This window comes from Nostoc sp. LEGE 06077, from assembly GCF_015207705.1.
Taxonomy (GTDB): domain Bacteria; phylum Cyanobacteriota; class Cyanobacteriia; order Cyanobacteriales; family Nostocaceae; genus Nostoc_B.
On record NZ_JADEWI010000064.1, the window covers coordinates 1 to 13,687 of the forward strand.

Genomic DNA, 13,687 nt, shown 5'->3' on the forward strand with positions numbered 1-13,687 from the left:
TAGATGAATTGAGGCATTTTATCTGGAAGCGTTTAGAGAAATTCAACACATCAATCGTTGCTTCTATTACAGGTTGGGATTTTATTCTTGATGCTTTATTTGCATCAGATTTTTCGTGAATTGGTATAACACAGAGACTCAAAGGCATAGAAAAATAACCGAGTAGTGAATCGCTAATAATTAGAAAAATTCTGTATCTAAAATGTAATCTAATAACAGATATTTTTCTGATTATAAATTACCGAAAAAACAATATAAAGAAAAAATAAAGATTATTGTATCAATTATTGAAAGTATAGTAAATTAGCAATTAATCTCCTGTACAGAGTCTTTTTGAATCAAAATCAAACAGGTGTGGCGCTACAATTAGAGGCTGAAAAAACTAGTATTTCAGCATTATCAACCAGATAAAAAAGTGTTCTGTAAGACCAATTCGAGCTTTAAATTATAAGCTTGTCAAAAACTATTGAAAGTTGGCTAATTATTTTTAAGGGGAAATGTCTACTATATTTCGTTAGAAAAAAGCAACTAAATTCCCTTTATTCATGATAATTGATGATGAAATCAATAGCAGGTAAAACGGTGCTGTTAACTGGAGCATCTGGTGGCATTGGCACATTTATTACCCGTGCTTTAGTAATAGAAAAAGCTACTGTAGTTGCTGTTTCTCGGTCACAAAGAAAGCTTAATGATATCTGTACAGAAGTAACAGCTTTAGGTGGTAAAGCTATCGGCATTCCATTTGATATTAGCCAAGTAGCAGAATTACCAAACTTAATACAGCAAATTAATCAAGTTGTAGGTCAAATTGACATTTTGATTAATAATGCTGCTATTGAAAAATACCGACCTTTTCACCTCTACACCCTGCAAGATATTCAGTCTACTTTGACGACAAATTTAGTTGCATCTATGGAATTAACCCGCTTGGTTTTACCAAGTATGTTAGCTCACAATAGTGGTCATATTGTGAATATTGCATCTGGTTCAGGCAAAAAAGGAATGCCATACAACAGTATTTATTCAGCCAGTAAAGCAGGTTTGATTATGTGGACTGATGCTTTACGGCAAGAATTGGCTGATACAAATATTGGTGTGTCCGTAGTTTGTCCTGGATATACTGCTGCGGGGATGTTTTCAGCTTTGGGAGTACCTGCGCCTAGTTTAGCGCGTGTTGCGCCACCGGAGGAAGTGGCGATCGCTGTTTTAAATGCCATCAAAAAAAACCAAGCCGAAGTCCTTTTAGATGGATTAATTGCAAAACTTTTATTTTCTAATTTCCAACTTTTTCCACAATTTGGTGATTTTCTATATAAGTTACTTGGTATGACTAAACTCAATAAAATCTCTGCTGAACAGCAAATGCGGAGTTCTGATTAATCACAAATTGTTCAAATTAGATAAAAGATAAATTTCTAGATTCCAGACATTGCAATTAACTCACAATTTAAAACCAAATATGATATTTTCGCATAATCATTATGATGTGATCATCATCGGTACTGGGGCTGGTGGTGGAACTTTAGCCTATAAATTAGCTTCTAGCGGCAAGAAAATTTTAGTTTTAGAACAAGGTACTTTTTTACCCAGAGAAAAAAATAATTGGGACACGAAACAAGTATTGCAAAAAGGCTGTTATCGTACTAGCGATATATGGTACGACCAAGAGGGTAAACCTATCAATCCAGCCGCACATTATTACGTTGGCGGAAATACAAAATTTTATGGTGGTGCGTTGTTTAGATTGCGCGAACAAGACTTTGAAGAAGTGATTCATCAAGGGGGAATTTCGCCTGCATGGCCATTAAAATATCAAGATTTTGCTCCTTATTACGACCAAGCAGAAAAACTTTATGAAGTGCATGGTAAGCGCGGTTTAGATCCGACTGAACCACAGACAAATTGTGATTATCTCTTTCCTGCGGTTAGTCACGAACCTTATATTGAAGAAATTTATTTCAGTCTAAAAAATCAAGGTTTACATCCCTTTAATCTGCCTTTAGCCATCAAACTCAACGAAGTACAGCGTCATTTAAGTGCTTGCATTCGTTGTGATACTTGTGATGGATTTCCTTGTATGATTCATGCTAAAGGCGATGCTGAAGTTAATGGTATTCGTCCAGCGATCGCCTATAATAATCTGACGTTAATTACCCAAGCCAAAGTTGTTCGGCTACACACTAGTGCATCTGGTAAAGAAGTCACGGGAGTAGCAGCAGAAATTCAAGGTCAGCATCATATATTTTCTAGCAATATTGTAGTTGTGGCTGGAGGTGCAATTAATTCCGCCGCATTGTTACTCAAATCTGCTAATGATCAACACCCCTACGGTTTAGCTAATAGTTCACAACTGGTAGGGCGAAATTATATGGTACATAATTGTGCTGTGGTTATGACCTTAAGCACCAAACCAAACCCTACTGTTTTTCCCAAAACTATAGCCGTTACTGATTTCTATTGGGGCGAAAAAGATTTTAACTATCCAATGGGTAGCATACAATCACTGGGCAATATCCATAAAGATAGAATTATTGCCTATGGCCCACCTTTAATGCCTAATATTGTCGCTGAAAAAATAGCCAATCACTCACTTGCTTGGTGGGTAATGAATGAAGATTTACCAGATGAGAATAATCGGGTATCTATTCAAGATGATAAAATTTTTATTAAGTATAAAAATAATAATCAAATAGCTTTTAATCGCTTAATTCAACGCTGGACAGAAATTTTAAAATCTGTTGATCAAATGGCACCAAGTCAGCAATTTTCATTACATATTACTCAAAATCTCGGCTTAGATGCTGTTGGACATCAATGCGGAACTTGTCGTTTTGGTGAAAATCCCAAAACTTCTGTATTAGATATTAATTGTCGTACCCACGATGTAGATAATCTTTATGTTGTTGATGGCAGCTTTTTCCCTTCTAGTGCTGCTGTTAATCCATCTCTGACAATTATGGCTAATGCTTTGCGGGTAGGTGAACATTTATTGGCAAGAATGAAATAAATTCTTTTGATAGGATGGCTTGGTTAATAAAGAGCATATCCTTACTAACCAAGCCATCATGAAGTTAAGTCACCTGCGACTTTTTTAGCTTGCTTGCTGTCGGACATATTGTCCATTCAATCCTGCTTGAATCCAACTCAAGCATTCATATTCAGAATTGAATAATTTTGGGGCTGCAATATTATTCAATATTTCTGGTGGATAATGATCGTAAAAGTATTTACCCTCTTCTTGAAAGATGATAATCAAATTGTCACGGAAAATATAGCGAGACCTAAAACAATCTTGTTGACTAACAAACTCTAAATGTTGGTCAAGATGTTCTTTGGCAATATCAATAATATTCTTAATGCTATTACCGTAAATGCCCGCTGGATTTTCTGTTTTGTGAAATCTACTTTTATTGCCAATTTCTGACAACAGCTTATAGGAGTAGATTTCGTAAGCATCAGCTTTGCCGTAAACAAACGGAATGATGAGATATCCTTGATATGAAACTGAGTTTTCATAAAGAAGACGACTCATCTGAACCTCCTTTGATTAAACTGCTTACACAACGATCGCCCTAATCACAATCCACATTAAAAATCAAGCCATTTCTGTTAGCTATTTTTAAGCATTGTTAATATCCTCTTGGCATATTTACTCAGAGGTATATAATACTCTTGCTAAAAAAGAGAATTGCTTTAGCTTTATTAAAAATGTCTTGCAATAACTATTATTACTCTTTTTGAAGTGGGTATGAGTTGGATCTGTGATGAAAATAAAAAAATTATAAAAATATTCCGGGAAGGCTTACCACAAACTTAGCTGAGTGGGTGACTGTTCTAGTTGGTTCCAAGGTAAAGGCGGAACTTCAACACCACTTTGTTCTAATAGCTTTTGAAAATGACGGGCGTTGTACGGCGATCGCTCTTCTAGAGGACAATGGACAAAGAAGTAGATTTTTTTCCCACCTTGTAACCACTGTTGAATCTGTGTTACCCATTCTGCCATAAACTGCTGATTCTCAGACAATGTGGGATGAGAAATAAAGCGAATCAGGGTAAAGGGTGCTGTAACACTAAATTGTACAGGTAATTTAGGTTTACGCCGTTCTGAGTGTAACTGGGGGTCATCTTCGCCATTGTAAATCGGCCGTGAATCTAAGAGTACCCTGCCTACACCCAGCTTTTCTAGCAACGCTGTTAATTGACTACGATAAGGTTCTTTGAACCAATCAATATGTCTCACTTCTAAAGCTAGAGGTGCAGTTTCCCGCGGCCAAGCTACCAAAAAATTAGTTAAATCATCAATTAATGTAGGCGAATAACTTGGTGGTAACTGGACAAACATTGGCCCCAAACGTTTTCCTAAAGGTTGCATCCCGTCCAAAAATTGTAAAGCGCCGGAAATATTCGGTTGGAGTAAACCGTTATGGGTAATATCTCGCGGTAATTTGAGACAAAATTCAAAACCCGGAGGTGTTTGGGCCACCCAACGGCTGATAGTTTCTTGGTTCGGCACAGCATAAAAGGTAGTATTGCCTTCAACCGTAGTCAAGCGACGACTGTAGAGGTGCAAAAAATCGGTAGCGCGAGTACCTGGGGGATAAAATTCACCCATCCAACCTTTATATGACCAAACTGCACAACCAATAAAAAAGTTCACTGACTAGCCTTGAGTGTTCTTACTTATTCTTACTTAATTGTAGAAGTATATGGATGTGCGATCGCTATTTTTCTCAAGGGTGAATGCGATCATCACTCAAACCCGATTAAAATAAATTACGCGATCGCACTTTCTACAGGAGTATGCAGCAGTGCAGCCGGATTTACTAGGCTTAGAAATTAGCAAGGGAGAATTGAGACGTTTGACTGGGTTTGACCCAGAAGATGTTTTCCGGCCTTCGGTGATGAAAAATCGTGAGAAACGATTCGGCTTTATAATTAATGAACTGCTGGTAGCGTTAGCACTCACACCAATTATTGTTGGTTTTATTTATGCATTTATTATTCTGCCAACTATTGGTTCTTCCATTAAATTAGGCATTATTTTACTAATTTTAGTACCACTTGCGGTATTAGTTGGGCGATCGCTCTGGCGGCGTTTTACTTGTCCCCAAGCCCTAACTATGCTTTTAGATGAAGTTGATCAATATCACTCTGTGATCAACGCTATAGATATTCACGACCAATTAGCAACCTCAGATAATTCCATCAACGATAGAGAACAAGTAATCTCTGCTTTACAACTAATTCGGGAAGATTTAGTACGCGCTTTAAAAACAGAACGAATTTTGCGGGATAATAAAAAGTTGCTGGCGAATAATCAAGAATTATTTGCAAATAATTTGGCAAATCTGCAAGCATTACAAGTCAGTACTCAAGCCGGCGAATATGCTCAACTACTCAATCAATCATTGCAAATTGCCCTTGATGTGCAATCCGAAATTAAAAAATTGCAAAAGCCTCGACCGTAATTGTAAGACAAAAAGTAAAAATTTTTATTTGCTATCACGTAAGTATTCTACAACTTCCAACGGAAATTGTTCATCTGCATACAAACGAGCCATTAATCTTTTTCATTTTCCTGAATAGCTATGTCAATTTCTTCGGGGTAGACGGTGGCATAAACCCAAGCATTAGTTAAGTCAGTTGCCGATAAACTTGGATAATCTTTCAATAATTGAGCTTCACTAATACCCAATCTACGAGCATTGATTAATACCCATACAGGAATACGTGTACCAGCAATACAAGCATCTCCACCGCATACCCCTGGAGTCTTTTCAACACCTCACCAAAAGTTGTCTAAGCTTTGAGCAAGTATTTGAATTGCTTGTGCTTTCTCGTTGGGTAACAAGGCAAGTAGTTCTGATTCTAATTTTTGCAGCTTCATATTATTGCCAAATCCACAAGAGAAAATACTACATATAATATTTTAACTGGAACATAAACATACCATTTTTGCGAGATAATAAAAAATTGCTGATAAATAATCAAGAATTGTTTGCGAATAATTTGGCAAATATGCAAGTTTGATAAGTCCGTACTCAAGCTGGCGAATATGCTTAACTACTCAATCAATCATTGCAAATTGCCCTTGATGTGCAAGCCGAAATTAAAAAATTGCCAAAGCCTTAAATATCCCATACAACAGTTGCGCTGCTGACTCTCATGAGTAATAAACCCAAAATAATTGTTTTAGATGACGACCCTACAGGTTCGCAAACAGTCCACAGTTGCTTGCTGCTAATGCGCTGGGATGTGGATACTTTACGCATCGGGTTGCGCGATGATTCACCGATTTTTTTTGTTCTAACTAACACCCGCGCGTTACCTCCAGAGTCAGCCGCAGCCGTCACAAAAGAAGTGTGTCAAAATTTAAAACAAGCAATAGCGGCTGAAGAAATCAGCGATTTTTTGATTGTGAGTCGTTCTGATTCTACTTTACGTGGGCATTATCCCATTGAAACGGATGCGATCGCTGATGAACTCGGCTCTTTTGATGCTCATTTCCTTGTCCCGGCGTTTTTTGAGGGGGGACGCATCACCCGTGACAGCATCCATTACTTAATTATTGATGGTGTCCCAACCCCAGTAGAGAAAACTGAGTTTGCTCGTGATTCCGTATTTGGTTATCATCACAGTTACTTACCCAAATACGTCGAAGAAAAAACTCAAGGTCGCATCAGTGCTGAGTCTGTCACCAGATTTCTACTGAATGATATTCGTACTGGTAGTTTAGACAGGTTACTCAAACTCACTGGTAATCAGTGTGCCGTAGTTGATGGTGAAACTCAAGCCGACCTCGACATTTTCGCCCAAGACTTATTGGCCGCAGCCAGCCAAGGCAAACGCTTTTTATTTCGTAGCGCCGCCAGCATCTTAACAGCTTTAGCCGCATTACCGCCCCAACCCATTCCAGCCGAAAACATGGCAAAATATGTGCGCCAAGGTAAACCTGGTGCAATTATTGTCGGTTCCCATGTCAAAAAGACAACACAGCAGTTAGCAGCATTGTTGGAAACAGAAGGGACAGAGGGAATTGAAGTCGATGTTCAGCGACTGCTAAATCAGGAAGAGAATTCCGCTACAATACTGCTCACTGAAACATTAGCAAATATTCAGACTGTCCATAACGCTGGGAAAACGCCAGTTATTTATACTAGCCGTCAAGAACTTACTTTTAATGATGTTAAAACGCGGCTGGATTTTGGTATTCAAGTTTCTAGTTTATTGATGGATATTGTTCGGGGTTTACCTGCTGATATTGGCTTTTTAATCAGCAAAGGTGGTATTACCTCAAATGATGTCTTAAGTACAGGTTTAGCTTTAACAACAGCGCGATTGCTAGGGCAAATTTTAGCTGGTTGTTCAATGATCATTACACCTGAGAACCATCCCCAATTTCCCAATTTACCAGTTGTACTGTTTCCCGGCAATGTTGGTGATGCTCATGCTTTGGCAACAGTCTACCAACGATTAACGAAAGAAGTCTGAAAGTTTTAATATTAAATTTTTCAGCCTTTAAACATAACTTGTCACTAGATGTTAATCAAAACTAATGACTATTGACCAATCACTAATGACAATCCGCCAAAAAAAGTGCAATATGTATGCCTAATAGCTGTCTAGATCACTAGTTAAGAATAATAAATCAGGGTTGATACAAAATGTTTGTTCTGAAATACTTCAGAAACATGAGTTCGGTGAAATCCTCAAAAGTTCTGAGCCGCAGTTGTTGGTGCATCCCACGGGAGGTAACAGAAGCGTTTACAGCACTCAGTCCTCATAACTTTCTTGGGTGAGAATGTTGTTCCTTTGTATAACTAATTTAAGATAAGTAATTACCCGGAGTTTCAGTTGTGTTTATGGCTGGTGCTGCATGACTTCTGATTTTGCGATCCCTAATCCAGAGTCAAATTCTGCACTTCCTGATGCAGAGTCTATCTCTCATCTATCTGATGTAGATGTAAATTCCCACGTTTCTCATATTGAGACGAATTCCACCGTTTCTGAACCAGATCCTCATTCTGTCATTCCAGATACGGAGTTATCATCTGTTCTCCTTTATCTAAAATCTAATTCTCCACCTTTAGTGTTAAATCCAGAGTCTGTACCCCAAGAATTAGAGTCAAATTCTCCACTTCAGGATGTAGAGTTAAATTCTGCGCCTAGAGAATTGGAGTTAAATTTGGCTAAGGACTTAGAAACCAATGCTGAAGTACCCATTGCAGATGCGAGTCCTACTCTTTGGGATGTGACAGAAGCCGAAATAGACAATCGACTCAAAAATTTCCAAGTTCAGTTCAAAAATGAAGCAGGAAAACTGTTGGTCATCTTACCGACAGAATCTCAAGTACCAGCCTCCGAACTAGCTTGGTCTGATATTTGGCAACAGTTGAAGTTGCGCTTAAATGCAGGCGATCGCTTAAGGATACCAAATACACCAGTACATTTGATAGCCTATGACCGCTTGTTAGATAGCAGACAACTGCAAGATCTCGCCGACAGCTTTAGCGAAGTCCAACTCCAGCTAAAATCTGTCGCCACGAGTCGACGACAAACTGCGATCGCCGCTGTCACATCAGGATATTCTGTAGAACAACTACAGCCACAAACCTCCCTCAGTTCCGAAGCTCAAGTAACTACAACAACCCAAGCAGATGCACTTTATTTGGAAATGACAGTCCGTTCAGGAGTCGAAATTCGTCATCCCGGAACAGTAATTTTGCTAGGAGATGTCAATCCAGGTGGTATCGTAGTTGCAGAAGGAGATATTTTAGTCTGGGGGCGTTTACGTGGAATTGCTCATGCTGGCGCTGGGGGGAACCGCGAGTGCCTAATTATGGCTTTGCAAATGGAACCAACTCAATTGCGAATCGCCGATGCTGTAGCCAGAGCGCCTGAGAAGCTACCATCGCAATTTTCTCCCGAAGTGGCACATATCACGCCCCAAGGAATTCGCATCGCTAGGGCTACTGATTTTTCTAGAAATCAATTAGCTAGGATAAATCAAGTACCATAAATAACTATTATAATTCCTGAACCCTCATCGCTCGCAACTCTGAACATGACTCGCATTATTGTGATTACCTCCGGTAAAGGAGGGGTGGGTAAAACTACAGTGTCAGCAAACCTAGGTATGGCCCTTGCTAAATTGGGTCGTCAAATTGCCTTGGTTGATGCAGATTTTGGTTTAAGAAATTTAGACTTGCTGTTAGGACTAGAAAACCGCATCGTCTATACAGCTGTAGAAGTTCTCTCTAGAGAGTGTCGGTTAGAACAAGCTTTAGTCAAAGACAAACGCCAAACTAACCTTGTACTTCTACCAGCAGCCCAAAATCGTTCCAAAGATGCAATCACCCCCGAACAAATGAAATTATTGGTGAATGCACTGGCGCAAAAATATCAGTACGTAATTATTGATAGTCCAGCGGGGATCGAAAACGGATTTAAAAATGCGATCGCCCCAGCCAAAGAAGCCTTAATCGTCACTACTCCAGAAATCTCCGCAGTTCGGGATGCAGATCGGGTAGTTGGGTTACTAGAAGCACAAGGGATTAAGCGTGTACACTTAATAATTAACCGCATCAGACCAGCAATGGTACGGGCAAATGATATGATGTCTGTCCAAGATGTTCAGGAACTGCTTGCAATCCCTTTGATTGGCGTGATCCCTGACGATGAGCGTGTAATTGTCTCGACTAATCGCGGCGAACCCTTAGTATTAGGGGATACTCCCTCTTTAGCAGCCGTAGCTGTGGAAAATATTGCTCGGAGGTTGGAAGGAGAAACCGTCGAATTCTTGGATCTCGACGCACCCCCAGATAACATCTTCGCCCGTTTGCGTAAGTTGTTATGGACAAAGATTGTTTAATGTTTCAGTCTCCTGATATCTATTAGCAATGATCATTGAACTTATCGAACGACTTTTTTCTCGACCTCCTGAAAACAGTCGCAATCAAGTTAAACGTCGCCTACAAGTAGTCATAGCCCACGACCGCGCCGATCTAGATGCTCAGACGTTAGAAAAAATGCGTCAAGAAATTCTCGATATAGTCTGTCGCTACGTGGAAATCGAAACTGATGGCTTGGAATTTACTCTCGAAAGCAACCAAAGAACAACAGCTTTGATTGCTAATTTACCCATCCGGCGGGTGAAAGACTCGATGTCTCTCTTGGAAAGTAGTGATAAATCTCAGTAGTTGACAAAATTACATTTTTTAATTAGTTAGTACTGAGATTCATCTCAATTACTGTAAATTTTTAGTGAGCAAAATTTATTTTTTAAATAAATTTATTTGCCATGAGTTGAAGAAGAAGTCAGAATTCAGCAGCCAGAATCAAGAGTGTTGAGAATACAGATTATTATTATGCACTGAAGAGAGACTAGTAACAGATGTGCGCCCCTACTATCTATTTTGGGCAAACTAAACTAGCCAAGTACTCAGATAAGTCATGATATCACTGCCATTTGCCAACAAAATATCTTTGAGCTTGTTAGTTTGCACTACTTTACTCACTACTTGCCAAGTATCTCAAGCATCTCAAGTATCCACGTCTCAAACATCAGGTGTAAAAGAAAGTAAAATTATTGGAGGTGCAATTGATTGCGACAATGATGGACGACAAAATGACTCACGCATTGATGATGGTGGTGATGGTATTCCCGATAGATGTGTGATTGATACTTCTGCAAGTAAAAAACAGGAAATTAAGACAGAAACTCCAAAAGAAATTTTTGATACGCTAATGCAAGCTTTAACAGAAATGACTGAAGGTTGCGATGAAGCAACAAAAATTAAAGCAGGTGTTAGTTATAGAATTTGTACTATTAACAATGAACCTGTCACCGCTTCGGAAGCACTGTTGGAAGTGGGCGATGGTGTAGGTTTCTGGTTTAAAAATAACAAAGTTATAGCCATCAGATATTTTCACTCAGGAGAAACGTTGTTCTTCGACGATGAAGCATTAATTGCCAAATTTTCTAACGACGATGAACTACAAAGTGAATTTTCCCATGAAGAGCGTCGAGAGGCTGAGACTTTAGCAAAAAATGGCTACCAAACGATTTTTAAAGTTTTTGCAGAGAAAGCTAAATAATTTCTCAGGAAAATCAGATTGTGGAGTTTTCCTAGTACAGCACGGCGGAAATAAACAGACCATCGGGAATTGCGAAAAGGCTTGTGGTATCACTATTCTTTCTTTTGCCTTTTGCCTCCTCCAGAGTTCGCCACTTGCTTCAAGTCGGGCAACCCGCCCAACGCAGTGGCTCACTTTTTACTTTTGCCTTGTTGTACTAGTAGGCGTTGCTGATTTTAGAGACGAAAAAATTTCTGAAAGTTAAACTCTCTGATGTTTTTCATCTCACTTTCAGCAACGCTGACTATTTTGCCAACAACAGACGCGATCGCTCGCGCCTCTATTTAGCCTTATACTGCTTCTGTATTCTTTTCTCCAGTCCGAATTCGCACAACTTGTTCAACAGGAGAGATGAAGATTTTACCATCGCCAATTTCCCCTGTGCGGGCAGCAGAAATAATTTTGTCTACTACCATATCAACTTGGTTATCTTCAACGACGATTTCCACTTTCAGTTTTTGCAGAAATTCCACGGTGTACTCAGAACCACGATAGCGTTCTGTTTGTCCCTTCTGCCGTCCAAAACCGCGCACTTCCGAAACTGTCATCCCCACGATACCAGCATTAACTAAAGCAATCTTCACTTCGTCAAGCTTAAATGGGCGAATAATTGCTTCTACTTTTTTCATGTATTGGACTCCTAAATTTTAATAGGTTCGTTTATCTATCTAACCAGATCAACCGTCTGACATTCTTACCAATAACGCGATTACAAAAACATAATGTAATAATTGCAACTTTTTTTAAAGTGTCTGGTTTTTGTCTATGCAGTTTTGGCATCACAGATTGATGACTGAAAGCGGCAAGAGAGAAATATACTTTATTTAACTTAAAAATAGAAAAATTCTACATTTAAGTATATTTTTTAACAATTTACAGCAAAATTAGTTACTTTGATGTGCAAACAAGGGTCGCACAATTAAATATCCAGCACCAAAAGCAGTCAGCATCACTAACAAAATCGTAATTACTAACCCCCAACCATTCATTTCCTTCTTTTTTGCTTCCATTGAAGGATAATAATTAACAGCCTGTTCCTCGATGAAAATTGTTTCTGGAATCTGCGAACTGATTTCTACTACAGGTACAGGAAAATCTTGGCGGCGCTTGGCCTTGGGTGCTTCAGATTGACGCGGACGCGCTGACTGTGGACGCGGACGTGCTTCTTTTTTTGGCTGTTTGGGGATATTTTTAACTTCACCAGTAGGCCGGGGATGAGAGTGACTATCCTTACTCTCTGGACTACGGAAATCTACTAGCTTTTGCAAATTTGAGACAGACTGCAAGACTTTGGTAATTTCTTGGCGGAGAAATTGATTTTCTTGCACTAATTGTTGATTTTTGGCAGTGAGTGCATCTACTTTTGCCTGTGTCGCTTCTAACTCTGCTGCCAATTCCCGATATACATACAGTGGCACAGAGGACGGATGATTTGGAGAAGCGGGCCTTTTTGCAGAGTGGCTATGAACAGCTGCTGTGGTTGTTCGCATCGGTGAATTGGTATCAAAAGTTAAGGTAATGGAATTTTACTAGAGATGCTATGAAAAATGGCTAGATCTGAAACTATGCCCAAGAATAATAGATAAATGCTGAGATAGCAAAGATTTTGTTTGGTCGAGTTAATACCTAAAAATCGCCATAACAAGCAACTAACAACTTACAATATTCCACTAAGCACAGGTCAATTTCGTAACAAAGGAAAAAAGTGTCCTACCGGGCCTTGACCTTTGCCAATACTGAGTGAATAAGCCAGAGCAGTTGTAACATAGTCTTTTGCTTGTTTGACAGATGTTAACAAATCCTTGCCCATTGCCAGATTAGCAGCGATCGCAGCTGATAATGTACAACCTGTACCGTGGGTATTTTGCGTGTCTACTTGCTGTGTTGTCAAGATTTCGCAGCGATCGCCATCAAACCAGATATCCACACCACGAGCATTTCCCTCCATCCCACCACCTTTGACTAAAACAGTCTTTGCCTTTAAGTTGCGATGAATAATTTGGGCTGCCTCCCTCATATCATCCAGAGAATTAATCGGCAAACCACTTAAAATCTGTGCTTCATAGCGGTTAGGGGTGATAATCGCCGCTTGGGAAATTAACTGCTGGCATAGCGTCTTAATGGCATCATCATCAATTAACTGTGCGCCTGTGCGTGATACCATCACCGGATCAACCACTAAATTATTTATTTCTAAAGCCTCAACTTGCTGGGCAACCGCTGCGATAATTTCTCGATTCAGCAACATTCCCGTTTTTGCTGCTTGTACGCCAATATCCTCCACAACCGCTTGTATTTGGGCTGTAACTGCCTCTGATGGCATAGCATCAACTCGGACTACTCCCAAGGTATTTTGTGCCGTCACGCAGGTTACAGCGCTAGTACCGTGGACACAGTGAAAAGCAAAGGTGCGTAAATCAGCTTGTATTCCCGCACCACCGCCACTATCAGAACCAGCAATAGTTAAAGCCACAGGTATTTTCGATGTTGTTTCAGCATTCATAAGGGAGTGGGGAAAATAAAGTATGAAGTTTGAAGTCTGAAGTCTGAA

General features: G+C 39.5%; 13 protein-coding genes and 1 pseudogene. 8 read left to right on the forward strand and 6 right to left on the reverse strand.

The features are described from left to right. Nucleotides 1-558 precede the first annotated feature (558 nt). Nucleotides 559-1,380, forward strand: a complete 822-nt coding sequence (locus tag IQ244_RS27080; RefSeq protein ID WP_193899821.1) for an SDR family NAD(P)-dependent oxidoreductase — start codon at nucleotides 559-561, stop codon at nucleotides 1,378-1,380. Between the two features lie 79 nt (nucleotides 1,381-1,459). Continuing rightward, the gene (locus tag IQ244_RS27085; protein ID WP_193899794.1) at nucleotides 1,460-3,007 is read left to right on the forward strand and encodes an FAD-dependent oxidoreductase; all 1,548 of its coding nucleotides are present in this window, start codon (nucleotides 1,460-1,462) and stop codon (nucleotides 3,005-3,007) included. A gap of 84 nt (nucleotides 3,008-3,091) precedes the next feature. On the opposite strand, the gene IQ244_RS27090 is transcribed toward IQ244_RS27085, so the two are convergent. Both IQ244_RS27090 and IQ244_RS27095 read right to left on the reverse strand, forming a co-directional pair. Next, the gene (locus IQ244_RS27090) at nucleotides 3,092-3,532 is read right to left on the reverse strand and encodes a hypothetical protein (RefSeq protein WP_193899795.1); all 441 of its coding nucleotides are present in this window, start codon (nucleotides 3,530-3,532) and stop codon (nucleotides 3,092-3,094) included. A gap of 270 nt (nucleotides 3,533-3,802) precedes the next feature. Then, complete coding sequence (locus IQ244_RS27095; protein ID WP_193899796.1) at nucleotides 3,803-4,657, reverse strand: DUF72 domain-containing protein; 855 nt, start codon at nucleotides 4,655-4,657, stop codon at nucleotides 3,803-3,805. 151 nt (nucleotides 4,658-4,808) lie between these two features. On the opposite strand from IQ244_RS27095, the gene IQ244_RS27100 reads away from it, so the two are divergent. Continuing rightward, nucleotides 4,809-5,468, forward strand: coding sequence for a hypothetical protein (locus IQ244_RS27100; RefSeq protein ID WP_193899797.1), 660 nt, complete (start codon nucleotides 4,809-4,811; stop codon nucleotides 5,466-5,468). 92 nt (nucleotides 5,469-5,560) lie between these two features. On the opposite strand, the pseudogene IQ244_RS27105 reads toward IQ244_RS27100, so the two are convergent. Continuing rightward, nucleotides 5,561-5,887: pseudogene (locus IQ244_RS27105) on the reverse strand (DUF433 domain-containing protein). A gap of 278 nt (nucleotides 5,888-6,165) precedes the next feature. Here IQ244_RS27105 and IQ244_RS27110 point away from each other — a divergent pair. From IQ244_RS27110 to IQ244_RS27130, 5 genes are all read left to right on the forward strand, one after another. Further along, nucleotides 6,166-7,491 carry a four-carbon acid sugar kinase family protein gene (locus IQ244_RS27110; protein WP_193899798.1) on the forward strand — a complete coding sequence of 442 codons (1,326 nt, stop codon included), beginning with the start codon at nucleotides 6,166-6,168 and terminating at the stop codon, nucleotides 7,489-7,491. Between the two features lie 385 nt (nucleotides 7,492-7,876). After that, the gene (gene minC / locus IQ244_RS27115) at nucleotides 7,877-9,019 is read left to right on the forward strand and encodes a septum site-determining protein MinC (RefSeq protein ID WP_193899799.1); all 1,143 of its coding nucleotides are present in this window, start codon (nucleotides 7,877-7,879) and stop codon (nucleotides 9,017-9,019) included. Nucleotides 9,020-9,064: 45 nt separating this feature from the next. Next, nucleotides 9,065-9,871 carry a septum site-determining protein MinD gene (gene minD, locus IQ244_RS27120; RefSeq protein WP_193899800.1) on the forward strand — a complete coding sequence of 269 codons (807 nt, stop codon included), beginning with the start codon at nucleotides 9,065-9,067 and terminating at the stop codon, nucleotides 9,869-9,871. A 28-nt stretch (nucleotides 9,872-9,899) separates the two neighbouring features. Further along, complete coding sequence (gene minE, locus IQ244_RS27125) at nucleotides 9,900-10,199, forward strand: cell division topological specificity factor MinE (RefSeq protein ID WP_096582496.1); 300 nt, start codon at nucleotides 9,900-9,902, stop codon at nucleotides 10,197-10,199. A 253-nt stretch (nucleotides 10,200-10,452) separates the two neighbouring features. Beyond that, the gene (locus tag IQ244_RS27130; RefSeq protein ID WP_193899801.1) at nucleotides 10,453-11,097 is read left to right on the forward strand and encodes a hypothetical protein; all 645 of its coding nucleotides are present in this window, start codon (nucleotides 10,453-10,455) and stop codon (nucleotides 11,095-11,097) included. Between the two features lie 329 nt (nucleotides 11,098-11,426). Here the strand turns inward: IQ244_RS27130 and IQ244_RS27135 are convergent, their stop codons facing one another. The 3 genes from IQ244_RS27135 to thiD form a co-directional block, all read right to left on the reverse strand. After that, nucleotides 11,427-11,765 (reverse strand): P-II family nitrogen regulator, encoded by a 339-nt coding sequence (locus IQ244_RS27135; protein WP_015111218.1) that lies wholly within the window; start codon nucleotides 11,763-11,765, stop codon nucleotides 11,427-11,429. Nucleotides 11,766-12,020: 255 nt separating this feature from the next. Next, complete coding sequence (locus IQ244_RS27140; RefSeq protein WP_193899802.1) at nucleotides 12,021-12,626, reverse strand: hypothetical protein; 606 nt, start codon at nucleotides 12,624-12,626, stop codon at nucleotides 12,021-12,023. A gap of 191 nt (nucleotides 12,627-12,817) precedes the next feature. Beyond that, on the reverse strand, nucleotides 12,818-13,639 hold the full coding sequence (thiD, locus tag IQ244_RS27145; RefSeq protein WP_193899803.1) for a bifunctional hydroxymethylpyrimidine kinase/phosphomethylpyrimidine kinase: 822 nt from the start codon (nucleotides 13,637-13,639) through the stop codon (nucleotides 12,818-12,820). Between the last annotated feature and the right edge of the window lie 48 nt (nucleotides 13,640-13,687).